General features: G+C 46.1%; 22 protein-coding genes. 18 read left to right on the top strand and 4 right to left on the bottom strand.

The features are described from left to right. Positions 1 to 65 precede the first annotated feature (65 nt). Positions 66 to 392, bottom strand: a complete 327-nt coding sequence (locus GLV97_RS04215) for a hypothetical protein (protein WP_160835992.1) — start codon at positions 390 to 392, stop codon at positions 66 to 68. Between the two features lie 347 nt (positions 393 to 739). Here GLV97_RS04215 and GLV97_RS04210 point away from each other — a divergent pair, with 347 nt between their 5' ends. The 18 genes from GLV97_RS04210 (at position 740) to GLV97_RS04125 (ending at position 20,653) form a co-directional block, all read left to right on the top strand. Further along, the gene (locus tag GLV97_RS04210; RefSeq protein ID WP_160889118.1) at positions 740 to 2,161 is read left to right on the top strand and encodes a sodium/glutamate symporter; all 1,422 of its coding nucleotides are present in this window, start codon (positions 740 to 742) and stop codon (positions 2,159 to 2,161) included. A gap of 169 nt (positions 2,162 to 2,330) precedes the next feature. Then, the gene (locus tag GLV97_RS04205) at positions 2,331 to 3,236 is read left to right on the top strand and encodes a DUF4367 domain-containing protein (RefSeq protein ID WP_160889117.1); all 906 of its coding nucleotides are present in this window, start codon (positions 2,331 to 2,333) and stop codon (positions 3,234 to 3,236) included. 346 nt (positions 3,237 to 3,582) lie between these two features. Next, entirely contained in the window at positions 3,583 to 5,166 is a 1,584-nt protein-coding gene (locus tag GLV97_RS04200) for a sodium:solute symporter family transporter (RefSeq protein WP_202410574.1), read from the top strand. Positions 5,167 to 5,240: 74 nt separating this feature from the next. Further along, the gene (locus tag GLV97_RS04195) at positions 5,241 to 6,188 is read left to right on the top strand and encodes an NAD(P)-dependent oxidoreductase (protein ID WP_160840494.1); all 948 of its coding nucleotides are present in this window, start codon (positions 5,241 to 5,243) and stop codon (positions 6,186 to 6,188) included. 220 nt (positions 6,189 to 6,408) lie between these two features. Further along, entirely contained in the window at positions 6,409 to 7,170 is a 762-nt protein-coding gene (locus tag GLV97_RS04190) for a TerC family protein (protein ID WP_160835988.1), read from the top strand. A 160-nt stretch (positions 7,171 to 7,330) separates the two neighbouring features. Beyond that, complete coding sequence (locus GLV97_RS04185; RefSeq protein WP_160835987.1) at positions 7,331 to 8,548, top strand: NupC/NupG family nucleoside CNT transporter; 1,218 nt, start codon at positions 7,331 to 7,333, stop codon at positions 8,546 to 8,548. A 715-nt stretch (positions 8,549 to 9,263) separates the two neighbouring features. Continuing rightward, positions 9,264 to 9,536 carry a hypothetical protein gene (locus GLV97_RS04180; protein ID WP_160835986.1) on the top strand — a complete coding sequence of 91 codons (273 nt, stop codon included), beginning with the start codon at positions 9,264 to 9,266 and terminating at the stop codon, positions 9,534 to 9,536. Between the two features lie 130 nt (positions 9,537 to 9,666). Then, positions 9,667 to 10,440 carry a putative hydro-lyase gene (locus GLV97_RS04175; protein WP_160889116.1) on the top strand — a complete coding sequence of 258 codons (774 nt, stop codon included), beginning with the start codon at positions 9,667 to 9,669 and terminating at the stop codon, positions 10,438 to 10,440. Positions 10,441 to 10,463: 23 nt separating this feature from the next. Further along, positions 10,464 to 11,414: a nucleoside hydrolase gene (locus GLV97_RS04170; protein WP_337194077.1), complete on the top strand. Its 951-nt coding sequence runs from the start codon at positions 10,464 to 10,466 to the stop codon at positions 11,412 to 11,414. 103 nt (positions 11,415 to 11,517) lie between these two features. Continuing rightward, entirely contained in the window at positions 11,518 to 12,546 is a 1,029-nt protein-coding gene (locus GLV97_RS04165) for a phosphotriesterase family protein (protein WP_160835984.1), read from the top strand. A gap of 279 nt (positions 12,547 to 12,825) precedes the next feature. Then, a complete protein-coding gene (locus GLV97_RS04160; protein WP_160835983.1) occupies positions 12,826 to 14,034 on the top strand; it encodes a Bcr/CflA family efflux MFS transporter in 1,209 nt (402 codons plus the stop codon). A 323-nt stretch (positions 14,035 to 14,357) separates the two neighbouring features. Continuing rightward, the gene (locus GLV97_RS04155; RefSeq protein WP_202410573.1) at positions 14,358 to 14,642 is read left to right on the top strand and encodes a putative quinol monooxygenase; all 285 of its coding nucleotides are present in this window, start codon (positions 14,358 to 14,360) and stop codon (positions 14,640 to 14,642) included. Positions 14,643 to 15,056: 414 nt separating this feature from the next. Continuing rightward, positions 15,057 to 16,160 carry a hypothetical protein gene (locus GLV97_RS04150; protein WP_160889115.1) on the top strand — a complete coding sequence of 368 codons (1,104 nt, stop codon included), beginning with the start codon at positions 15,057 to 15,059 and terminating at the stop codon, positions 16,158 to 16,160. Positions 16,161 to 16,522: 362 nt separating this feature from the next. After that, positions 16,523 to 17,716: a M14 family zinc carboxypeptidase gene (locus tag GLV97_RS04145; protein WP_160889114.1), complete on the top strand. Its 1,194-nt coding sequence runs from the start codon at positions 16,523 to 16,525 to the stop codon at positions 17,714 to 17,716. Between the two features lie 431 nt (positions 17,717 to 18,147). Beyond that, the gene (locus GLV97_RS04140; RefSeq protein WP_160889113.1) at positions 18,148 to 18,684 is read left to right on the top strand and encodes a GNAT family N-acetyltransferase; all 537 of its coding nucleotides are present in this window, start codon (positions 18,148 to 18,150) and stop codon (positions 18,682 to 18,684) included. Between the two features lie 31 nt (positions 18,685 to 18,715). Then, positions 18,716 to 19,069 carry a VOC family protein gene (locus GLV97_RS04135; protein WP_160889112.1) on the top strand — a complete coding sequence of 118 codons (354 nt, stop codon included), beginning with the start codon at positions 18,716 to 18,718 and terminating at the stop codon, positions 19,067 to 19,069. Between the two features lie 37 nt (positions 19,070 to 19,106). Then, on the top strand, positions 19,107 to 20,180 hold the full coding sequence (locus tag GLV97_RS04130; protein WP_160835978.1) for an NAD(P)H-dependent flavin oxidoreductase: 1,074 nt from the start codon (positions 19,107 to 19,109) through the stop codon (positions 20,178 to 20,180). 68 nt (positions 20,181 to 20,248) lie between these two features. Then, on the top strand, positions 20,249 to 20,653 hold the full coding sequence (locus GLV97_RS04125; protein ID WP_160835977.1) for an NUDIX hydrolase: 405 nt from the start codon (positions 20,249 to 20,251) through the stop codon (positions 20,651 to 20,653). A 59-nt stretch (positions 20,654 to 20,712) separates the two neighbouring features. Here GLV97_RS04125 and GLV97_RS04120 read toward each other — a convergent pair whose 3' ends face one another. The 3 genes from GLV97_RS04120 to GLV97_RS04110 all read right to left on the bottom strand — a co-directional run bounded on the left by GLV97_RS04120 (position 20,713) and on the right by GLV97_RS04110 (position 23,814). After that, complete coding sequence (locus tag GLV97_RS04120) at positions 20,713 to 20,922, bottom strand: hypothetical protein (protein WP_160889111.1); 210 nt, start codon at positions 20,920 to 20,922, stop codon at positions 20,713 to 20,715. A 343-nt stretch (positions 20,923 to 21,265) separates the two neighbouring features. Beyond that, positions 21,266 to 21,907 carry a YczE/YyaS/YitT family protein gene (locus GLV97_RS04115; RefSeq protein ID WP_160835976.1) on the bottom strand — a complete coding sequence of 214 codons (642 nt, stop codon included), beginning with the start codon at positions 21,905 to 21,907 and terminating at the stop codon, positions 21,266 to 21,268. 350 nt (positions 21,908 to 22,257) lie between these two features. Beyond that, positions 22,258 to 23,814, bottom strand: coding sequence for an ABC-F family ATP-binding cassette domain-containing protein (locus GLV97_RS04110; protein ID WP_160840476.1), 1,557 nt, complete (start codon positions 23,812 to 23,814; stop codon positions 22,258 to 22,260). Positions 23,815 to 23,847: the final 33 nt, after the last annotated feature.

The following is a 23,847-nucleotide window of genomic DNA, read 5'->3' as shown; positions in this document are numbered from 1 at the left end:
TTCGTGGCTCCCTTTTTCTGCGTTAAGATGAATGGTCTGAAAAGAGCTGCTGTTCCTTCAACAGGTTACGGCGTATTTCTGGTAACCTTGCTGATCTGCATAGGCTCTTCTTGCAGAGGAAGCCCTTTTTCAACACTTCCTATATCACAGAGAGGAATAAAACTGGTTGTCCCAGGCACAAGTAAATCATCGATTTCAAGAACATAGTCCTCCAACCCTCGATATCTACCTACAAAGATCCCTGCTCCTTCTTCGACGAAAAATGTGACCCCGATCGTATCTCCGCAGCGGAAGCGGTTTGTAATGATGTTGGCTAGTCCAGTAACACAGCAGCTGCAGGTAATGACATCAACATCGGAATGGTCGTCCTTTCTACAGGATTTATGGTGCATATTGTACACCTCCTTAACAATCAAGATATTTCATTCTATGAACAAATGTGTAAGGGGGTATGGATGGTTATCACAGCATCTGGAAATATGGGGAAGACGATGAACTTTCTTTTCTATTCATCGTTTTGTTTATGAAAAGCGTCTGTCAGCGGATCCAAGGTCACTTGATGATTTCCATGACAGGTGGGGATAAAATCTACCCTGGGAGATCGAAGGAAAAAAGACTTTTCAAAGAAATAATTGAAAAGTCTTTCTTTTTTTATTCGTGTTTAAAACTCTTTTTTTACCGGGAATCGGACGAAAAGGTTAGACATAAAAATTCAAGTTAACAGCGGGGTGATGGGATAATGAGTCCGGAACAAATAGGTTTTGCGCTATTATACATTGGTGTATTTCTTATCATCGGGAAAATTATCAGAGTAAAAGTAAAAATATTTCAGGACCTTTTTCTGCCGGCATCGATTATCGGAGGCTTTATTGCTTTATTATTAGGGCCGCAGGTGCTTGGTAAAATCGCTGCTCTATTCGTATCAGAGGGGCATTTCTTAACGAACGGTATTATGACAGATACGATCATCCAGGTTTGGTCAGCCCTTCCTGGGTTAATGATTAACGTGGTTTTCGCTTCTCTCTTTTTAGGAGCGGCGATGCCGAAGCTGAAAGATGTCTGGACTTACGGCGGCCCTCAGCTTGCCTTCGGATGGGCAGTCGGGTGGGGGCAGTATGTGATCGGCTTGTTAGTTGTCCTGCTCGTTCTAACACCGTTTTTCGATATACCTGCGATGGCCGGTGCTCTTATTGAAGTGGCTTTTGAAGGAGGACACGGTACAGCAGCAGGAATGGCGAGTACATTTGAAGAGCTCGGCTTTTCAGAAGCCTTTGATTTAGCTATCGGCCTGGCAACGGTGGGGGTTCTATCAGGGGTCATCTTCGGTATTATTTTGATTAACTGGGCAGTCCGGAATAACAAGACCGAAGTCATCAAGGATGTGGACGGTTTTTCTGAACTGCGTAAGAGTGGGATCATGGAATATCAGAATCGTGAACCTGCAGGTAAGATGACCCTCCGTCCTGAATCGATCGAGCCGCTGTCCTTTCATCTGTCCATCATTATGGTCGCTATTTTAATCGGCTGGGGCATTTTACAGGGATTGATCGGTCTTGAGAGCATCACAATTGCCAATTGGACGGGATCGAGCTTTATGAAATACATTCCATTGTTTCCAGTTGCGATGTTCGGCGGTATTATTATTCAGATCTTCTTTAATAAAAATGACAAGTACAACTTGATTGATCGGAGAATGGTGAACCGTATCCAAGGGCTCGCTCTGGACTTGTTAATTATCTCAGCCATCGCTACAGTATCCCTGGAAGTAATCGGCGACTATCTAGTGCCCTTCTTAATTTTGGCGGTGGCCGGCATTTCATGGAACCTCTTCAGCTTTATTTTCCTAGCCCCAAAAATTATACCAAATTATTGGTTTGAACGGGGGATCGGCGATTTTGGTCAATCCATGGGTGTAACAGCAACGGGGCTTCTATTAATGCGCATCGTCGATCCGGATAATGAATCCCCTGCCTTCGAGGCTTTCGGATACAAGCAGCTCGTTTATGAACCATTTCTAGGAGGCGGTCTTGTTACCGCACTTTCTGTCCCATTCATAGCAGGCGTCGGCCCATGGGCAGGACTTATACTCGCTTTATGTATGACTGCCCTTGGAATTTTAGTTGGAATTTTCCATTTCGGAAGAAAGAAGCAGCATGAATAGAAGGGGAAACAGGGAAGCGGATGGATCAATCCGCTTCCTTGTTTTTTTGTTGAACTTTTATTCAGATCGGTTTCATACCATCTTAAATAAGGAATAATTTACTAGAATTGAAACAAATAGCCTGCGAAAGTCGTAAAAATAGGAAAGAAAGCTATCTGGAGGTTGTTTCATGATCAAAAAATTAATATTTATCTTTGTCGTGGTGTTCGTAACTGCAGGCTGTGCGTCTTCCCAGTCATCCGGAGACCTTTCGGAAGAAAAAAGCACAACGAAGGATGATATTGATCAAGTACTGACCCACCTGTTCTCAGGGCCCGGGGAAGAAGTAAAGGAGCATTATGAAAACGGCCGTTATGACGAGATTAACACGTATTACACAGATAAGTTTAAACCCTACTTTACGGAGGACTATATGAATCGGGCGATGAAAACCAACCTGCTGACCAGCTATCATCAAAGAGCGTTTCGCAGTAATGTGAAGATGGAAGTGGAGAATAGGGATATTCAGCAGAGTGACGTTCAAACCGATTATATTTTTGATTACCAGGTGAATGTTAGTAATGGGGAAACGGCAGAGGTTCGGGGAAGGGTAAATACGAACGAAGACGGGGAAATTACAAGGATTTACTTTACTGAGGGACAAGCTCTTGTTCATGCATTCGATACAGTTAAAGAAACAGCTGACGGTTTCTATGAATATGATCACTCCACTTTGGAGGAACGGGCTTCTGATGAAGCTTATCAACCTCAATATCCTGAGGTTATGCCTTTTGAAGTGGACGGGGTCGAGATAAAGCCCGGAACAAAGGAGCAGAAAGACAAGCGGCTAACCTTTGTTTTTCATGGGGAAACGGGTGAATCCTTGACTTTGACCACTATGAAGGGCGGAGATCTCCTTCTTGAGGGAAAGAAAACGGAAGATCTGTCGGTTGGTGACCTTACCGCACAATATGCTGTTGATAAATACAGACAGTATTTGAAATGGACGGTAGCATCGATTACCTATAAACTTGAAGGTCACTTGGAAGGTTTATCTAAAGACGACCTTATACATGTGGCGGATTCCTTCAGGTAATTGAAGAGTTTTTCTGGGTTTCACTTTTTGAAAACTTGGTGTATGGGGCGGTCTTATATGACAAGGTCCCCATTATTTTTCATATAGCTGCAGCATCACGAGTGATGCTGCAGTTTTTTTATTGTGGATTGACAGAGTCTTTCGGCCCGGTTCATGATCGGACCCGTATTTTTCTGAGCCTTAGGAAAGAGGGCTAAATAACCGAATGTGCGTTCCCTTTCCCTGGATGGGTCAGGAATCGTTTCAATTCTGATAGAGCGTGTTAAAGAAGGGTTACCTGCTTCTATGTGGTATTTGTTGGGATATGAAGCAGGAATTGTATGTGCCTGAGGGGATGGAGTTTGTTATGCATGGTTTGGATGTAAGTATTGTGGTGATTTATCTTGCCGGGTTGGTTTGGCTTGGCTGGAAGCTTGGGAGAAACAATAAAAGCCAGAAAGATTATTTTATTGGAGGCAGGTCGGTGGCTACCCTTCCGATTGCGCTTTCGATCGCAGCTACAACTGTAAGTGCCAACGGTTTTATCGGAGGAACCGGCTGGGGATATGAGTCGGGATTAATTGCTTTTATGCTTAACTACAGCATCCCTCTTGTAATGATAGTTACTTTATCTGTCTTTCTTCCATTTTTTTATAATCTGGATGTAACGAGTATTTATGAATACATAGAGTTAAGACTTGGAGGATGGAGCCGTATGCTCGCCGTGATTGGATTTACAGCCTCAAACCTTATCCAGGTTGGGTCATTTCTGTTTATCCCGTCACTGATCATCACTACGTTTACAGGGTGGTCTTTGTTTGCAGTCGTACCCCTCGTCGTTTTGATTTCTATTGTTTATACGCTGTTAGGCGGTATCAAAGCGGTTATCTGGACAGATGCGGTTCAGATGGTTGTCCTGTGGGGTGGGCTTGCTGTTTCTTTCTTCATTATTTTGTCTGAACTTCAACTGGACTTTATGGAGTCTTATCATACGGCTGAAGCGGCTGGGAAACTGGATTCCCTGGATTTTTCATTGGATTTTAAGCTTGAGAACGGTGGGTGGGCAGCATTGATCGGGGGCGGTTTTTTATGGTTGAAGTATTATGCGGCCGATCAAACCCAGACACAGCGGATGTTTGCAGCGAAATCTATCCAGGAAGTCAAAAAGTCCCTGTGTTTCAGTGGTGTGATTATGAATGTGACGTATTTCGCCTTTATGATAATCGGCGTTTTGTTGTTTATATCTTTTGATGGACAATCATTTAGGAACTCGAATGAAGTAATGATTGAATTTATAGCTGGACAAATTCCCGTGGGTATTCTTGGATTGATCATTGCTGGTGTTTTTGCCGCAGCGATGTCCAGTATCGATTCGGTCCTGAATTCTGTCACCACGGTTTTTGTGAAGGATGTTTATGAAAAGTTTTTTACCAGGGAAGAAGCTGGATTGAAGGTATCGATGACATTCACTGTCGTATTCGGCCTCCTTCTTATTGGTTTTACTCTGCTGGCTTTTGCAGGTACGACCGCATCCATCCTTGAAGTGGTGGGCAGCTATCTATCCTATTTTTCCGGTCCGATGCTCGCCCTGTTTTTTCTTGGCATGTTCACCACACGTGGCCACGATTATGGAGCAGCCTCCGGGTTTATCGTAGGGATTGTGATCACGACCTGGAGTGCCTCTCTTGATATCGTCAACTGGCTTTGGAACTACCCGATCGGTTTCATCAGTAGTTTTGCTGTAGGATATGTAATCAGCTGTTTCCTCCCTCCTTCAAGTAAAACGAGGTATACGGTAGCCGGACAGATCAAAGCTTTGAAAAGGGAAAACCATGTAGAAGACGAAGAAGGGTATTCCATTCTTCCAGGCACCTTCGATCGGTACAGCTGGTTTCTGCTTGGGTTTTTCGTGCTTCAAAACGCTGTCCTGCTCTTCCTTCAATTTCTATAAATGAATCGTCATGCTTTGTCCCTTTTTCGACAACATGTTTTAATTTAGTTAACGTTGGAAAGAGGTGGAGAGCTGTGAAGATCTTAATTAGTGAAGTGATATGGACGGAAGGAATTGAGGTACTTGAACGTCAGGGACATACCGTAGCTTATGACCAAAAATGGTATGCGAATCGAAAGGAATTCCTTGCGCACCTCCCGGATGCAGAGGCTTTAATTGTCCGGAACCAGACACAGGTGGATGAGGAACTGCTGAATCACGCACCAAACCTTAAAGTCATCGGCCGCTTAGGCGTAGGGCTGGACAATATTGATCTGGATGAAACGGAAAAAAGAGGAGTGGCTGTCATCTCGGCCAGAAATGCCAATGCGGTTTCGGTAGCGGAGTATGTCATGCAGGCGGTTCTTAGTTTCCGCCGCCCCCTTCATGAAGCCCATAAAGGGGTGGCTGAAGGGAAATGGGAGCGCAGGGTCCATACCGGATATGAAATCAACGGAAAGACACTCGGTTTGATCGGTCTTGGAGAAATTTCGCACCGGACAGCAAAACGGGCAAAAGCTTTCGGCATGAACGTGATCGGATACGATCCATTTCGTACAGAATACGATTATATGATCGATGAAACAGGCATTGTGAAAAAAGAATGGTACGACGTGCTGGGAGAATCGGATTTCCTGTCTATTCATGTTCCATTAAACACGGCAACAAAGCATTTGATTGACCGGAAAGCCATCGGGTTGATGAAACCTTCTGCATGCCTCATCAATACCGCCCGCGGTGGTATCGTCAAAGAGACGGATCTGGCTGAAGCTTTGCAGGACAGGCGTTTGGCGGGCGCCTTTCTGGATGTGCTGGAAAATGAACCCATCCATCCTGAAAATCCTCTTCTGCAGGCTCCCCATGTGACGTTGACTCCTCACATCGCTGGTTTGACAGAAGAATCGCAGGAGAGGATTTCTATCATGATCGCCAAAGAAGTGAACAAGGAGCTTCATGGGAACGCCTCTTTATGCCGGGTATAGCTTTTCTACTGGATTGACCGCTTCTCTACCATTCTGCTATAGTTTTAGTAGTTATAAAGGGAAATGGGTTACATAGTAAAGTCGTCATTTCAAAGGTTGGAGATTGCGGCTTTACCGGCGGCATTCATGCTGCCGGCAGGACCTTTACCAATCGAGGTAAAGGTCTTTTTGTGCGCTTCTGTCATACATACAGGAGCGATCATCAGGAAGGGGAAAAAACATGGAATCAATCTGGATTGAATACGGGTGGACACTCTTAATCTTAATCGGCTTGGAGGGGCTTTTATCAGCGGATAACGCTCTGGTCCTTGCGGTCATTGCTAAACATCTGCCGGAGGATCAGAAGAAACGGGCGATCAATTATGGAATCATCGGTGCGTTTGTTTTTCGATTCAGTGCGTTATTTGCGATATCCTTCATCGCCACTGTCTGGCAGGTGCAGGCGCTTGGGGCAGCTTACTTGATCTACCTTGGCTTAAAAAACATTTTAACAAGGGAGAACGACGAGGAAGGATCTCAGGAAGGAAAAGGAAGGGGCTTCTGGCCGACAGTGATTAAAATCGGGTTTGCCGACCTTGTGTTTGCCATTGACTCCATCCTTGCAGCTGTAGCGCTGGCCCTCGCTCTTCCGGATTCACCACTTCCGTTGATCGGTGGTATGGATGGTGGAAAATTCATTGTGGTTATAACAGCAGGTATTGCCGGTTTGATCCTGATTAAATTTGCTGCAACGTGGTTCGTAAAGCTTTTAGAAACCCGTCCAAGTCTGGAAACGACGGCTTATCTTATTGTGGCATGGGTCGGGGTGAAGCTTGCGGTTATTACGTTATCTCACCAGGATGTCGGTGTATTAAATGAACATTTCGCACACGGTCTCGTATGGACGGTGATCTTCTGGACCGTTTTACTCGGGGTCGCTGTCGGGGGCTGGATCCTGTCCGGACGTGATCTGAACAAAACCTATGAAGAGGAAGCTTCTTAATGAAAATGGATCCCATTACAGGGGTCCATTTTTTTTGCATTATCGGACAATTCTTACTTGTTATAAACCTATTGCGGCACTTTTTTTCAACTGGTATCATTTATCCTTTAGTTCGAAACGGCAGTAAATGAACCAGTGGAAAAGGAAGAGGGGATTCAACATGACAAACATCTTATGGGGATTAGGCGGAGTGACTATCGTCTTCATTCTGGCTTTGTTATTTTCAACAAACCGGAAGGCGATCCGGTGGAGAACAGTGGCTGCGGGGCTTTTGCTCCAAGTATCTTTCGCCTTTTTAGTTTTTGCAACGAGCGGCGGGCAGAAGCTTCTTGGAGCCATGTCGGCCGGGGTTAGTAAATTAATCGGATATACAGAAGAAGGCATCGGTTTTCTTTATGGGCCTTTGATCAACCAGGAAGGGATGGGTATGTTATTTGCCTTTCAAGTTCTGCCGACCATTATCTTCTTCAGTTCCCTGATCGCGGTCCTGTATCACCTGGGCATTATGCAGGTTGTGATTAAGCTGATCGGGGGCTTCCTATCCAAAGTCCTCGGTACGACGAAGGTGGAAAGCATCAATGCGGCAGGAAACATATTCGTCGGGCAGACAGAGGCGCCATTATTGATCCGTCCATTCATATCTAAGATATCGAAGTCAGAGTTATTTGCTGTTATGACTGGTGGGTTTACTTCGATTGCCGGCTCAACACTTGTGGGGTATACACTTCTCGGCATTAACGTAGAGTATCTGCTTGCCGCATCCTTTATGGCTGCACCGGCAGCCCTTGTGATGGCTAAATTGTTTATGCCTGAGACCGAACCGCGCGTTGAGGAATTTGCTGATGTCAACCCCGATGACAGTGATACGTCCAACGTGTTTGATGCAGTGGCCAATGGAGCTGTGACCGGTCTGCGGCTCGCTTTGAACATAGGAGCTATCCTGCTGTCCTTTATCGCCCTTCTCGCCCTGATGAACGGAATGGTCAGCTGGTTCGGCAGTTTATTCGGCTTCTCCATCACCATCCAGCAGCTGCTTGGGTATGTATTGTCACCACTGGCTTTTGTCATTGGTGTTCCCTGGGAAGAAGCTGTACGATCTGCCGGCTTTATCGGAGAGAAGATTATGGCCAATGAGTTTGTAGCTTTCTCAAGCCTTGGTGAAGCGAAAGACGAATTAAGCGCAAAGGCAGAAATCGTGACGACCTTTGCCTTGACCGGTTTCGGAAGCTTGTCCGGGATCGGTGTACAGATTGGAGCTTTAGGAGGGCTTGCGCCTGACAGGCGGAAAGACGTGGCCAATCTTGGTCTTAAAGCTGTTCTTGCTGCTACGCTGGCCAACTTCCTGTCAGCCAGTATTGCCGGCATGTTTTTATTATAAGAGAAAAGCACCTGAGGAATCAGGTGCTCAGCTTGTAGAGAAACCCTCTGTTTCTTTACAAGCTTTTTTCTTACCGCCAGGAGCGAAAGCCCCTTCCCTTTCCGCGGACGAGCGCCCGAGCTTCCTCGCAAAACCCACGCTCGGCGATCCCGGGCCACTCGTTCTTCCGCAGCAGTGAAAGGGGCACCGCTCCTTGGGAATTTTTTAAAATCGAAAAGCCCCTCCTTTACCCAGCTCACCCTTGCTGGATGGAGGGCAGTCTTTTTCATATTCCGACAGGCAGCCGTCATCAGCGCCTGTGCTTTCCCTTTTTCTTTTCCACGCAAGCGGCAGCAGCGCCGCCCATGCTGTTCTTTTTAATCTGCGAACCTGCTTCGTGCACAAACTCTCTTCTATCTATTCTAACGTCGGCACGAGGAGCGTTCGGTGGTAATGCCTGCGGGAACAGCACGGGCCGAAGATCCACTTGGGCAGGTGACCTTCCTGACCAAGTCCGCTGAGGGCGTGCCCGCGGCATTCATCCATCGATAAGTGGAAAGTGACCCTACACACGACGAAAGGGCAGCTCTAATTGGTTATCTCACGTTTTCTACAGCCCAATCACCTGAGGAATCAGGTGATTGTCTTATGTGCTTCCGGCGAACATTCGTACGTTTATTCTCTTTATAAAAAGGCAAAGGATGAAGTACTACAGATGAAAATTGGAGGATTACTGATGAAGAGAGTTCTTTTAATTATTCTGGGTGCTATAGATATTCTATACATGCTTACCATCATATTCCGGTATGATTTCACATTTGAAGGATGGATCAGTCTGTTGTTCGGTGTTACTTTTACAGCGGGCATAGTAGTATCCGCCCTGTTTATTTTTCAGGCACAGTATAAAAAAGGCTTCCACCCCATCTTATCCATTTTTGTACTGGCTATGAGTGCTGCTTCATTAGCCTGGCTCGCCTTTTTCAACTTTCTGGCAGACTTTATAACATAAAGGGATAAAAAACCGGGGGCCCTCTCCCGGTTTTTTATATAACCAGACCTCACCTCATAATCTTAAGAATGATTTAAAAAGTTCGACAGTTTCCGTTATAATGGAACTATAGATGAGAGAGGGTGTTGGTATGAATCCATTGGAAACACGAATGAAAATCCGCCGGCAGGAGATGACGGGAACAACCTCGGGGTTGTGTGAACAATACATACAGACCAACATGGTCACACTCCCGAAAGCCTATGCGTTTGATTTTCTTTTATTCTGTATGAGAAACCCAAAACCGTGTCCCATCGTCGAAGTGATGGAAGCGGGTATGTCCAGGCCGGCTGCGGCTGATGCAGATATTCGAACCGATCTGCCACGCTACCGTATTTATAGAAACGGAAGCTTTTCAGAAGAAGTTCTGCATTTGAATGACGTCTGGCAGGACGATTTTGTGACGTTTTTAATCGGCTGTTCCTTTACCTTTGAAAAAGCGCTTTTGGACGGAGGAATTCCGCTGCTGCACCAGGAGCAGAACAAAGTGGTTCCCATGTTTGATACGAACATTCCGTTACAAGAAGCGGGTATTTTCAAAGGGAATATGGTGGTGAGCATGCGGGCTGTTCCCAATCATTTAGTCGATCAGGCTCTTGCGATCTCCCATGATTTCGAATCTTCCCATGGGGAACCCGTCCATGCCGGTGCTCCGGAGGAAATTGGCATCACTGATCTTCAAAAGCCGGACTACGGGGAGGCGGTCACCTTTGATACCGATGAAATGACACCTTTGTTCTGGGCATGTGGGGTGACGCCGCAGAATGCTGCCCTGCAGGCGCGTCCATCCATCATGATCACCCATGCTCCCGGGCATATGCTTATAACAGACAAGAAGGATCCGAATTATTCCATTGATTCATAACAACAGGCGTGGAGGTGGTTATCGTGAAAAGGAAAGTCATTTTAGACTGTGATCCCGGTCATGATGATGCGATATCAATAATTTTGGCAGCATCCAAAGAAAGTCCGCTGCAAATCGAAGCCATTACAACGGTAGCAGGAAATATCGATTTGGAAAAATGTACATATAATGCTTTGAATGTGTGTGAAATGATAGGGCTGGATGTACCGGTAGCGATGGGGGCGGAAAAGCCCCTGCTTGGAAAAAAGGTAACGGCTGGGGATTTCCACGGTGAATCTGGACTGGACGGGCCTGAACTTCCGTCTGTCCCGGTAAGAAAGCCTGTCGATCAACACGCCGTCGATCTGATTATTGAGAAGGTATTGGAATCTGAACAGAAAATAACATTAGTTCCGACAGGTCCTTTGACGAACATCGCTCTTGCTCTTATGAAGGAACCAAAGATAAAAGAAAACGTTGAAGAAATCGTTCTGATGGGGGGAGGAACGTTCGGCAACTGGACCCCGGCCGCTGAATTCAACATATGGGTGGATGCTGAAGCCGCTGAGGTTGTATTTGAGAGCGGTGTTCCAATTGCAATGTTCGGCCTTGATGTAACGCACCTGGCGCTTGCAGACAGAGAAGTCATGGACAGAGTGGCTGCTGTTGATCATCCTGTAGCCCATTTCGTTTTTGAGCTGCTGGAATTCTTTTCGAAAACCTATAAGGATGTATTCAATTTTGAAGCAGGGCCGATTCACGATGCTTGTACAGCTATGTATCTCATGAATCCAGACCTTTTTGAATTCAAACATGTCCATGTGGATATAGAGACCAAAGGAGAATATACGAAAGGCATGACGAGTGTCGATCTCCTTGGGGTTACGAAAAAACCTCCGAATGTTCATTTTGCTGTCCATCTTCATCAACATTCGTTTTGGGATCGATTTGAAGAAGCTTTGAAATCTTATGCTGAAGCTCCCGGCCATCTGTGAGAAGAAAGCATTGAATATTCTGATTAATAACCTTATCCTTATGATAAGGTTATTTTTTGGTTATCACATACTGACTGGTAGGTATAAAAAGGAGGAGAAGGTCATGCAGTACGTTGAAACTGTGACAGGACCGGTCAAGGCAGACGAGCTTGGGAAAACATTGATTCATGAACACTTTTTCTTTGGCTATCCAGGTTTTCAAGGGGATATGACCCTTGGTGGGTTTGATTTTGAAGAGAAGAAGCAGCAGGGATTAAAAGCAGCCGCATTGATTAAGAAACAGGGTGTTGAAACAGTTGTCGACCCAACACCAAATGAATGCGGACGTCATGTTGAACTCCTGCGTGCAGTTTCTGAAGCGAGCGGCTTGAACATCATTTGTGCCACTGGTTATTACTATGAAGGGGAAGGTGCAACGCCGTATTTTAAATTCCGTCAGCAGCTTGGAACAGCGGAAGAGGAAATCTATCAATTATTCAAAGCAGAAATAACTGAAGGTATAGAAGGGACCGGTATTAAACCGGGAATTATCAAGCTCGCTTCAAGTAAAGCAGACATTACTGATTATGAGCGGATGTTTTTCCGGGCTGCGGTGCGGGTGCAGAAAGAAACCGGCATTGTTCTTTTAACTCATACGCAGGAAGGAACAATGGGGCCGGAGCAGGCAGCTTTTCTCATTGAAGAAGGAGCTGACCCTGGAAAAGTTGTGATCGGTCATATGTGTGGAACGACAGATATTACGGAACACCTGCGGGTGCTGAAGCACGGAGTCTACCTTGCCATGGATCGCTGGGGTCTCCAGGGAATAGTCGGCGCCCCGACAGATGAGCAGCGTACGGCAGTGTTAAAGGCTCTGCTTGGGTCCGGGTATGAAGACCAGCTGTTTCTTTCCCATGATACAGTCAATGTCTGGTGGGGCAGGGAGCCGGTTATGCCTGATCCTCTTAAAGAGCTGCTGAAAAATTGGCAGCCGGACTATTTATTTCAACACATTATCCCGGGGCTTCTGGAAGAAGGCTCGGTAACCAGAGATCAATTGGATCGAATGTTTACGAAAAATCCTTCTCAGTTATTTGGGCGTTCCTATGAAACGCAGCCGGATCGGACCCATTCAGAAATGAAATCACTATAAGGAAAGAAGAAACCTGTGGAAAGCAGGTCCTCCAGCTGCCGTGAACGTTTTCGGCAGCTTTTTTACATGGATGCTTGTTCATTTGAGCACTCCGTCCGTGGTGGATAAAATCCTGCTGTCTTTCTTTTATTGGTTTGTGTGAGAACACAGGGAATCTATAGAAAAACATAGACTTTTTCTGCGAACAGGGATAAAATCGTAGTTTAACATCTTAAGGTTTGAGGGATATATAGCAGGGATTGTTTACAGATAGAGAGAAAAGAGGAAGGTGTTCGAACTATGTTACAAAACCCAACAGGAAAAGAAAGAATCGGACTGGCGTTTCTGCTTGGGATGCTCGGCATCCTTGGGCCGCTGAATATTGATATGTATCTGCCGAGCTTTCCGGCGATCGCGTCGGATTTAAATACGAGTGCATCTCTGGTCCAGCTCAGTCTGACGGCCTGTCTGATCGGCCTTGCCGTTGGACAGATTGTTGTCGGCCCGATCAGTGATGCCCAGGGCAGAAAGAAGCCATTAATTATATTTCTTTCATTGTTTTCTATCGCGTCGCTTTTATGTGCACTCGCTCCGAATATTATTGTACTTGTGATGGCTCGGTTCCTTCAGGGCTTTACAGCTTCTGCTGGTATCGTTCTCTCACGAGCGGTTGTACGCGATGTTTTTACAGGAAGAGAACTGACGAAGTTTTTTGCGCTGTTGATGGTGATTAATGCTACAGCTCCAATGATTGCGCCTATGACCGGGGGCGCTATTTTACTGCTTCCATTTTCTACTTGGGAAACGATTTTCTTTTTCCTGAGTATCGTGGGGGCGGCCATCGTGTTCACGGTTATTGGGAAAATGCCGGAAACCTTACCAGAGGAGAGAAGGATCCCAAGCTCTGTTAAGGAATCCATCCTGACGATTGGACGTTTGCTGAAGGATCGTTCGTTCATTGGCTATGCGTTAACGATCGGCTTCGTCCATGGGGGGAGCTTTGCTTATGTATCCGGGACACCGTTTGTGTATCAGGGCATATATCAGGTGTCGCCGCAAGTGTTCAGTGTGTTGTTTGGGATAAACGGCCTGGCCATCATCACCGGCAGCTTTTTAATCGGCCGGCTTGGCGGGATTATCCATGAGCGGAGCCTGCTTCGCACAGCTGTATTGACGGCGGTGACGGCTACAGGTTTTCTACTGGTTATGACTTTGATGGAAGGGCCGCTGTACTCCATTGTCATTCCGATCTTCATCTATATGACAGCGATGGGAATGGTTTTAACGAGTACCTTTACTCTTGCCATGGAGCATCAGGGACATCGGGCGGGAAGCGCCAGTGCGGTACTTGGTATGCTCCCGCTGTTGTTTGGAGCTGTTGTTTCGCCGCTGGTCGGACTGGATGAAACATCCGCCGTTCCGATGGGGTTGATTTTATTCAGCACATCCTTTATTGGGGCTGTTCTATTCTTCACCCTCACAAGTAAAAACCAGCACGCAGCCGATTGACTTCCTGCAGCCTCTCTTATAAGGAAAGCAGGCTGTAGAAAGCAGCGGAAATAAGGGGCGGAGCCTTTCTTCATACACCAATCCGAGTTCAGCAGGAAACTGCCTGATCCGGACCTGTTAATAACTTTTCTCCAAATGGTGCTTGGGGGAGTTGGCATCCCTTTTATTAAAGACAGCGGTAAATCTGGAATAGAAATGCCCGCTCCTGCGAAGAATAAAAGGCGGTGAGCGGATGGTTTCTCTCAAGGAAAGAAATTTTGTAAAATGAAATAGCGGAGAGAAAGACACCGGCCGGATCCGGCTGTCAAAAAAGGAGAATAGATATGATTACGATTAATGCATTTCTAACAGCGAAAGAAGGAAGCGAAGAGGAACTGTTTCATGAGTTGAAGAAAGTCATCGAGCCTTCCCGGAATGAAGCAGGTTGTATCGATTACGTCCTTCACCGCTCCCTTGATGATTCTTCTGTTTTCGTTTTTTATGAAACGTGGAAGGATCAGGAGGCGCTGCAGGCGCATATCGATTCTGATCATTATCAGGCTTATCGTGAAGCGACAAAGGATCTTACCTCCTCACGTGAAGTTCATAAATTGGAAAAGGTACAGTGAAACCGCCGACTTTCGGCGGTTTTTTTATGGCTGTTTGTTTACATAAGTGAAGAAGGTCCTGAGAGCGTTCATCGAAACCGTGGTCAAGGTTATAAGGAAGAGACAGGTGGAGGCTTGAATCCGTTCAGCAGGACCATGGAAGAGGGGATGACTTGTCTTAAGTTCTTCAAAGCATGATAGGGGTCGTGCTTTTGTTTTTCCGTCCCGCCCTCAGGGCACTTATCTGTTCATCGATGCCCGTACGCCGGACAGACCGGCATTTTTCCCTCTCAACCTTTTTAGGAGAAGGGATCGCAGGCAGACTTGAGTAATCTAATCGTTTCTACCTATCAATTCATCCAACCGCTTATGTTAAAATGTAGGAAGTTTTCCTTCAGGCAGGAAAGCGGAAATTACTACATAGGAAGTGACTGCATGAGAAAGTTCACATTAATTCTAGTTATGTTGCTGCTGGGAATATTCTCAGCCGCATGCTCGCAGGAAACGTCTTCGGATCAAAAGGAAAATACAAAAGATACGGAAGAAGAAACGAAGGATAATGAGGAAGCGGAATCTGCTGCTTCTGATTCCGGAAGTACTCAACAGCCATTCAAAGCGGTACAGCCGGATGATTCAGCTGCCCCTCTAAAAGAGGGATTATCTGAAGAAGCATTGAAAAAGATGCCGTCCGAAGAAGCGCATGGTGGTGATCGGACTCGGATGGTGCCGGTTGGGGAGACGCTCGTAAAAGGCGCTGAAGATGCAGCATCGGGTCCTTTAAAGGATCATAGAATTGTTGCTTATTATGGTCATCCGGATTCTGAAAATATGGGGATTCTTGGGGAAATGGAGCCTGAGGCCTTAATGGAGAAACTGAAAAAGCAGACACAGGCTTACTCCAACGCTGACCCTGAACGATCAGCTGTACCGATGATCGAGCTGATCAGTACGGTCGCGCAGCGCACCCCTGGTCCGGAAGGGGAATATTATCACCGCACTTCGCCGGAAGACATCGACCGATACGCCGAACTCGCCAAGGAGAATGATGCTTTACTGATGCTCGATGTTCAGCTGGGAACAGATTCTGTCATGGATCAAGTTAAGCTGTTGGAGAAATGGCTGAAGCTTCCATATGTCCATCTTGCCATCGATACAGAATTTCATGTCGCTGAAGGCGAAACGCCCGGAGTGAACCTTGGGCAGGTTGATGGCGCAGAAGTCCAGCAGGCGGTGGACTATTTATCCCGGATGGTGGAGGAAAACGATCTGCCGGATAAAATGATCCTTGTCCACCAGTTCATGGACGAAGCGTTGACAAATAAGGAAGCCATCACGCCGACGGATAACGTTGAAGTGGTCCTGAACTATGACGGCTGGGGAGCTTCCGCAACAAAAATGTCTCTATACCGGAAATTTGTGAGGAATGAAGCGGTTCAGTACGGTGGATTCAAAGTCTTTTATAAGAAAGATGAGCCGGTTATGAGTGCCGAAGAGGTGCTGCGTCTGGACCCTAACCCTGCAGTGATTAATTATCAATAATTGATATCGGATATCTGAAAAAAAAGGGACAGCATTCTTATAGTTGTCGGGGTTATTATTTTATCGCTGTGGTCCATCACGAATATGATAGAACAAAAATTGGAGCAGCAGACCTATTATTCAAAGCATATCCACGAATCCATAGAAAAGAAGGACAATAACGGGTCATTTGAAAGAGATGCAGAAGTGCATCTCTTTTTTTTAATGTGTATATCAGTCAGAGACCAGTGTATAGGTTAAAGGAACCTTCTTTCTGTAGATATATGGTACAAAAGGGGCGTTTTACCTTTTTGGGAAGGTGAATTCATGTGAAAAGAGAAATCCAGTAGGGAAAGGCTGTCTAAACAAAGGAGGTTTTTTATATGAAGAACAAAAAAGCGCTGTCGGCTGCTTGTGGGGCTGTCCTTCTCTCGGCGGGGCTCCTTACTCCAGTTCCGGCTGTATCAGCGGATACCAATCCGGGTACGCCGGTGAATCAGACGTATTCCGTAGAAGGGTTTATCAGTCATGAAGAACTGAGCCGGACCCTCGACCGGATAGAGAAAAGCAGTCAAGGACGAGTGGATGTGCATACTGCTGGTTATTCTAATTCGGGCAGGGAGATTTATACCGCTCGTGTAGGACATGGGGAAAAGGTTATCCTTGTTCAAAGTGAAATCCATGGAAATGAAAAGACAGGAACAACAGCTTTGTTGAATATGCTTCAGCAGCTGGGGTCTAATGGTTCCAAGGAAATTCAATCCATCCTCAATGAAGTAACCATTGTAGCTATGCCGATGGTGAACCCAGACGCTTCGGAGCTTAATCGACGGGGGAACGATCTTTCCTGGCATGAAGTAGTGGAAGATTTCCCTCAGCTTAATGGTGCATCCCCTTCATGGAATTACTATACATATACAAATCAATACTGGGATTACAAATCGAATCCGGGTTTTGACGTAAACCGGGACTTTAATCCTGATTTAAACTATGAGCCATCGCCTGAGGATTTTCCGGGGGCTTCTTCCAAACCGGGATGGTATATAACACCTGAAGCTCAAACGATACGAGATGTTTATCAAGAGTTGATGGATGAATTTGGTGAGGTGGATGTATTTATCGATCTTCATCACCAGGGGGAATACTTTGTGGAAGGTACTGAAGATAAAGTAACGTTATCACTCTCTGGAAATTTTGTGCCTGATCCGGCTTCAGAAGCAGGTCAAAAATACGCGGAATATGCCGATACGTACGACGGAGAATTCTCTAAACAGTTGAATGTAGCTGCTTACCGTGCTCTACAGACCCGAGGGAATTCCCCCTTTGATCATATATCGCTTTACCCTCAGGATCTGGATCTTCCTGGAACGGCGCTGGGTTCATTCGCACTAAATGGGAGTGGCACAGTATTGTTTGAGGTTACAGGACAGACACAGAGTTATGGTCAGAAAAAACGGGGGCAGTTCGTTAAGGCTGTGGAAATGGGTATGTATGGAATTCTAACAAGTGTCGCCTCCGGGGAAGTATATGAAATAAATGAAGAAGCCTATGGAGACATTCCAAAGACAGAACGATAACAGACGCCGATATTTCATGCCAACAATACCTGTCATCCCGGAGCATGGGATGGCAGGTATTTATGTTTGCATGTACTCAGATAAGGGGGAGACGCGCATCAAGGTTCAGGAAAGGGACCATGGAGGAAATCCAAGCAGTGAAGAATGGACAAAACAGGGGTATCATTAGGATCTTTATGGGATTGAATGGAAAAGGGAAGACTCGACTGCTGCAGCAGATGAGATTGAAACCTTAAGGTGGTCGGTCTCCACGGGGCCTGAAGGAAAGCCCTGCATGAACCATTACACTCTGAGATTTGAAAAGAATAATAGAAAAAACAAAGCCGTTTATTCCCGAATTGTGCTTTTTTCTGTTAGGAAAAGGATTTTTATGTCTGTAGAGAGAATTAAGAGATAAAAGAAAGAGTATGACCAATGGAAGGAGCAGGCGAATGAAAACAGCAATGAACTTCTTTATGAGGGAGATTACTTCAGAGGACTGGGAAGCGGTCCACAGTTATGCGTCTATTTCTGACGTCTGTCGTTTTCAGGCATGGGGACCGAATTCCGAGAGGGAAACGAAGCTTTACATAGAGCAGGTGCTGACGGATACAAATGCTGAGAATCGAACGAGATATGTGTGGGGTCTGGCGGATGTGGAGGAAGGGCATCTCATCGGTACTTCTGAAATCAATGTGTTGGATCAGGAAAATGAAATCGGCCGGATATCTTATGTCATCCACCCAGGGTATTGGGGGCGCGGCATCGCAACACAAGCTGCTGAGCAGATGATTTCCTACGGGTTTCAGCAATTGGCTCTTCATAGAGTTGAAGCTGTCTGTGACCCGCGCAATGCCGCAGCCATCCGTGTTTTGGAAAAGAACGGGATGGAAAAGGAAGGGCGGATGAGAGGACATTTGAAACTGAATCAAGGCTGGAGAGATTCCTATTTATACAGCATTCTTGCTACAGACGCACTTTATCGTTGAACATCCCGTGAGAAACAGAGGAGGAATGACTATGACCACTCCTGTGCGTAATGAAATTGGAACCGTTTTTATTCCTGTAAGTGATATAGAAAAAGCGAGAGATTGGTATTGTCACCTTCTTGGAGTTCCCGGCGATGGTGAAATCGTCCATGGACACTTATACATCCTGCCGATGAAGGGAACCGGAGCCGTTTTAGACAGTCGGATTTATAAACCGGGAAAAACATTTGATATGCCTGTTTTTCATTTGAATACCCCTGATATTGATGCGGCCTATGATTTTATGAAGTCTCACGATTTCAATGTAGTGACAGAAATCCAGCACAACCACTTTTTCCATTTCAAAGATCCGGATGGTAATCTGATGATGATCTGTCAATGTTGATACGCCTGACAAAGAAATATGCTGGGAGGACTGATAAATGGATAAACAAAATCGGTTGGTGAAAAAGCTTGCGATCAAATACCCGATTGTTCAAGCCGGCATGGCAGGAGGAGTGACATCCCCCTCCCTTGTAGCAGAAGTATCCACTCATGGAGGTCTTGGAACGCTTGGCGGCGGATATATGCTCCCTGAGGAAATGAGGTCTGTCATTAGGGATATCAAGGGAAGAACCAATGCTTCATTTGCTGTGAACCTGTTTGTGCCGGAATATCCGGAAGCAAGCGGGGAAGAGATAACAGCGGCTCATGAGGTTTTAGCCCCCTACTATGATAAATTGGCCATACATGAACGTCAGGATCCGTCCCTTGATGTGGAATTATTTGAACAGCAGATCCATGTTGTTTTAGAAGAGAAGGTTCCAGTGGTGAGTTTTACGTTCGGCCTGCCTTCGGGGCGGGTGATGAAGGCATTGAAACAATCGGGTGTCGTCACGATAGGTACAGCCACTACGGTCGAAGAAGCTGTGCTGAATGAAATGAAAGGGCTGGACATCGTTGTCGCTCAAGGAAGTGAAGCCGGCGGTCACCGCGGATCGTTCCTGCAGAGCTATGATAAAAGTATGATTGGACTCTTTTCCTTAATTCCCCAAGTTGTTGATGCCGTAAAAATCCCGGTCATCGGAGCGGGTGGAATTATGGATGGACGTGGATTTTCAGCTGCTCTTTCCCTTGGAGCGGAAGGGGTCCAGATGGGGACTGCCTTTGTTACCAGCCGGGAAAGTGGAGCGCATGATTTACATAAACAGATGATTCAAACAGCCAGGGAAGACGAAATGACACTAACGAATGCCTTCAGCGGAAAACCAGCACGCGGCATCCGGAACAATTTCACCAGATCATTGAGTAATCACAAGGATATCCTCCCTTACCCCTTACAAAATCAGATGACGAAAACGATCAGGCAGGCTTCAGCCGCAGACAGGAATCCGGAATACATGTCCCTCTGGGCCGGGCAGAGTCCAAGGTTAAGCAGAGGTGGATCAGCTGAAGATGTTATAAAAAGTCTGATCTCCTATGTGGAAGAACACCGCATCCTGCCTATCACCTGGTGATTCATACTTCCAGTTGAACGACAGCATGAGCAGGAGAACATACTTTATATACAAGGATGTGGGAATCAATGGCACCGAAGCATATTTTATCTGCAGCGACGGTCATCCTGAATGAAACAGGGAAATTTGTATTGATTCAGGGACCGAAGCGGGGCTGGGAAATCCCTGGCGGCCAGGTAGAGGAAGGCGAATCCTTAACGGCAGCTGCTGTCAGAGAGGCGGAAGAAGAATGTGGGTTGAAAATTGAAGTGATCCAATTTTGCGGGATTTACCAGAACGTGGAACGGTCCATCTGCAATGCTCTCTTCATTGGGAAAGTGACAGGGGGAGAATTGAAAAGGACGGAAGAAGCACTGGATGTTGGTTTTTTTACTTTGGAAGAGGCTGAAAGGCTTGTCACATGGACCAATTTTCTGGAAAGGATAAAAGCGTGTCTGGATGAGAAAAACCGCCCATTTTTACACGAATGGTAAAGAATCACCCCAGACGGTGATATCCCGGGTTTTCAAGTTTCATCCATGAACCAGAATCATCAAGTAATCGGCTTGTTTCTCAGGATTTTCCTGGTACCGGTATCCGAAAACGCACACGACTGGAATTCAAATGAACCGTCTTCCAGCAGGGTTCCCCCGCTCGGGACGTCATTCATTTCTTCGTGGAAGCCCTTCTCCACGGCAGGGATCGATTCCGGTTCCTGCTTGGCAAGTGCGCTGGACGACGGTTTATCTGCCCGGTCTTTCATAGGACAGTCACTGCCCTATGAGTAAAAGTTCTTCTTACATTCTTCGGCACGAAGGGAAGAACTTTCCATCAAACTCCTCAGGGATTCCTTGAACTTCTTTGAAGAGCTTATCAATGGTGCTTGTATGGAGGGCCGGGTTGTCATCTATGGGGTGACTTGAAATAATTGGTATATAACGGGGAGGGGGAGGAATTGTTTGGTATGACATTCGTTCTTATGATTGTGGCTGCTGCTGTCTTTCTTTTGTATTGGGGGAAATCAGGGTTTGATCATGGAAGTGAAGAAAAGGATGAATAAAGCCTGCAGGGAAACACATGGTTTCCCTGCAGGCTCGTGAATCTTTTTAATAAGGTGCTTCCTGATATGCTTTATCTGCTGATGCAGGCAGACGGTGATAAAGCGGATAAACTCTTGTATAGGCCAGTTGGATGATGGGCCCGAGAAACAGCATAGGGGCCAGTGTTCCAAGTCCTACAGGCCCTCCGATGAGGAAGGCCAGGGAGGTCATGATGACCGCTACAATCGTCTGGCCTGCCTGAAGACTTAATTGGAAACGTTCACTGACCGCAAGGAAAAGCTGATCGACAGGCGCTCTCGGAAATTCCGGCAGAATATAGATAGCTACACCAATACCGATAATAACGACACCGGCTAGAAGTGTAACGACTTTAACGAAGAAAGGAGCAGCTGTTAAATTGACCCCTGCGAAGACGATTTCGAGCCAGAAGTCCAAAATCAGGCTTTCCAGGAATACAGGAATGACTGCCCGGATTTCCGGCATCGATTTCATAAGCTTCGCATTTATAAAGATGATAAGCAGCTGAAAAGCTCCATACCAGAAACCGACTGTGAAGCCGAGGTGATCTGAGACCCCGATGAAAAATGACGTCCAGAATCCGGCTCCCAGCGTGGCATTAATGAGCAGAGCGACACCGAAAAAGTTAATAAGCATACCGGTCAGGTAGACGATTGAACGGTAAAGCATATATGTTCCTCCCTTCCTTTTCCAAATGAAAATGCATGGCATTCTCTAAAATTCTTACCACATTTTATTAGCGTGGAAGAGGGGGTGTCAATCATAAAATTCTGGAATATATAATGGAAGCGATTCCGGCTGTTGGACTGCCTTGCAGACATAAAAAGGCCGGGATTGAATCCCGGCTTTAAGTTAGTGCAATATCTGTATTTCTGCTGCCCTCATGGCTTTCAGCTTGAATGTTGTGAGCATCAGACCATGAAAGCTGCAGCGGTGCATGCAGCCATGGCTTTATTGATCAGCTGCATGGGGCCACTCCCGCCCTTAGAGGCAGCTGCATCTGATAACAAGGTTTTTCATTAAAAGACTTTTGTCGTCCAGTCTTCGCAGTTCCATACATCCGTCACAATGTCCTGGTAAAATTCAGGTTCGTGTGAAATAAGAAGAACACTGCCCTTATACTCTTGGAGGGCTCTTTTCAGCTCAGCTTTTGCGTCCACATCCAGGTGATTGGTCGGTTCGTCAAGAACAAGTAGGTTGGTTTCTTTATTGATCAGCTTGCAAAGGCGTACCTTCGCTTTTTCTCCACCGCTCAGTACCTGAACCTTACTTTCAATATGTTTTCTCGTCAGGCCGCATTTAGCGAGAGCCGCGCGAACTTCATACTGGGTGAAGTGGCGGAATTCCTCCCATACTTCCTCGATACAGGTACGGTTTCCTACATCTGTAAGCTCCTGTTCAAAGTACCCGATGTGCAGATGGTCCCCAAGTTCCACGGATCCAGACACGGGCTGAATTTCTCCAAGAATACTTTTCAACAGAGTGGTCTTTCCGATTCCGTTGGCACCGGAAAGAGCGATCTTCTGGCCGCGTTCCATTGATAAATTCAAAGGACGGGAAAGGGGTTCGTCATAGCCGATGACAAGATCTTTCGTTTCAAATAGATATTTTCCTGGTGTACGGGCCTGCTTGAACTGGAAACTCGGTTTTGGTTTCTCTTTGTCCAGCTCGATGACATCCATTTTATCAAGTTTTTTCTGACGGCTCATTGCCATTTTACTCGTAGCGGCGTTGGCTTTATTACGCGCGACGAAATCCTTCAGATTCGCAATTTCTTTCTGCTGCTTTTTATAAGCGGCCTCCAGCTGCTGTTTCTTCATTTCATATACTCTTTGGAATTCCTCATAATCTCCTGGGTACCTGGTTAATTCCTGATTTTCCATATGATAGATCAAATTGACGACACTATTCAAAAAGGGAATGTCGTGGGAAATAAGGATGAAGGCATTCTCATACTGCTGGAGGTAGGTTCGCAGCCATTCAATATGCTCGACATCCAGGTAGTTGGTCGGCTCATCCAGAAGCAGAATATCCGGTTTTTCCAGAAGGAGCTTGGCAAGCAGCACCTTCGTCCTCTGGCCTCCGCTCAAGTCATGAACATCCCGGTCAAGACCGATATCATTCAGACCGATTCCATTGGCGACTTCATCCACCTTTGCATCAATGGTGTAGAAATCATTATTCGTCAGCATATCCTGGATGCTTCCTGTTTCCTCTAACAGAGCTTCCAGTTCTTCCGGTGATGCGTCTCCCATTTTCGCAAAGAGGGTATTCATTTCCTGCTCCATATCAAATAAATACTGGAAAGCTGTTCTCAGTACGTCTCGGATGGTCATCCCCTTCGCAAGGTCGGCGTGCTGATCGAGGTAACCGATCCGGATCCGTTTGGACCATGTGATGGACCCTGCATCCGGTTCCAGCTTTCCTGTGATGATATTCATAAACGTTGATTTCCCTTCGCCGTTGGCCCCGATCAAACCGATGTGCTCTCCTTTTAATAAGCGGAAAGAAACATCCTCAAAAATCGCACGGTCACCAAAGCCGTGGCTCAGGTTCTTTACTGTTAGTAAGCTCATAGTCGTAAACACCTTTTTTCCTTATAGTAAAAT

It is taken from the genome of Halobacillus litoralis, assembly GCF_009856355.1.
Lineage (GTDB): Bacteria > Bacillota > Bacilli > Bacillales > Halobacillaceae > Halobacillus > Halobacillus litoralis_B.
Note: the sequence above shows the minus strand (reverse complement) of the source record. Positions and strands in the feature narration are given on the sequence as shown.

Coding starts and splice junctions, on each gene's coding strand:
- GLV97_RS04215 (WP_160835992.1), bottom strand. CDS start 392: ATGCACCATAAATCCTGTAGAAAGGACGACCATTCCGATGTTGATGTC.
- GLV97_RS04210 (WP_160889118.1), top strand. CDS start 740: ATGAGTCCGGAACAAATAGGTTTTGCGCTATTATACATTGGTGTATTT.
- GLV97_RS04205 (WP_160889117.1), top strand. CDS start 2,331: ATGATCAAAAAATTAATATTTATCTTTGTCGTGGTGTTCGTAACTGCA.
- GLV97_RS04200 (WP_202410574.1), top strand. CDS start 3,583: ATGCATGGTTTGGATGTAAGTATTGTGGTGATTTATCTTGCCGGGTTG.
- GLV97_RS04190 (WP_160835988.1), top strand. CDS start 6,409: ATGGAATCAATCTGGATTGAATACGGGTGGACACTCTTAATCTTAATC.
- GLV97_RS04185 (WP_160835987.1), top strand. CDS start 7,331: ATGACAAACATCTTATGGGGATTAGGCGGAGTGACTATCGTCTTCATT.
- GLV97_RS04180 (WP_160835986.1), top strand. CDS start 9,264: ATGAAGAGAGTTCTTTTAATTATTCTGGGTGCTATAGATATTCTATAC.
- GLV97_RS04175 (WP_160889116.1), top strand. CDS start 9,667: ATGAATCCATTGGAAACACGAATGAAAATCCGCCGGCAGGAGATGACG.
- GLV97_RS04165 (WP_160835984.1), top strand. CDS start 11,518: ATGCAGTACGTTGAAACTGTGACAGGACCGGTCAAGGCAGACGAGCTT.
- GLV97_RS04160 (WP_160835983.1), top strand. CDS start 12,826: ATGTTACAAAACCCAACAGGAAAAGAAAGAATCGGACTGGCGTTTCTG.
- GLV97_RS04155 (WP_202410573.1), top strand. CDS start 14,358: ATGATTACGATTAATGCATTTCTAACAGCGAAAGAAGGAAGCGAAGAG.
- GLV97_RS04150 (WP_160889115.1), top strand. CDS start 15,057: ATGAGAAAGTTCACATTAATTCTAGTTATGTTGCTGCTGGGAATATTC.
- GLV97_RS04145 (WP_160889114.1), top strand. CDS start 16,523: ATGAAGAACAAAAAAGCGCTGTCGGCTGCTTGTGGGGCTGTCCTTCTC.
- GLV97_RS04140 (WP_160889113.1), top strand. CDS start 18,148: ATGAAAACAGCAATGAACTTCTTTATGAGGGAGATTACTTCAGAGGAC.
- GLV97_RS04135 (WP_160889112.1), top strand. CDS start 18,716: ATGACCACTCCTGTGCGTAATGAAATTGGAACCGTTTTTATTCCTGTA.
- GLV97_RS04130 (WP_160835978.1), top strand. CDS start 19,107: ATGGATAAACAAAATCGGTTGGTGAAAAAGCTTGCGATCAAATACCCG.
- GLV97_RS04125 (WP_160835977.1), top strand. CDS start 20,249: ATGGCACCGAAGCATATTTTATCTGCAGCGACGGTCATCCTGAATGAA.
- GLV97_RS04120 (WP_160889111.1), bottom strand. CDS start 20,922: ATGAAAGACCGGGCAGATAAACCGTCGTCCAGCGCACTTGCCAAGCAG.
- GLV97_RS04115 (WP_160835976.1), bottom strand. CDS start 21,907: ATGCTTTACCGTTCAATCGTCTACCTGACCGGTATGCTTATTAACTTT.
- GLV97_RS04110 (WP_160840476.1), bottom strand. CDS start 23,814: ATGAGCTTACTAACAGTAAAGAACCTGAGCCACGGCTTTGGTGACCGT.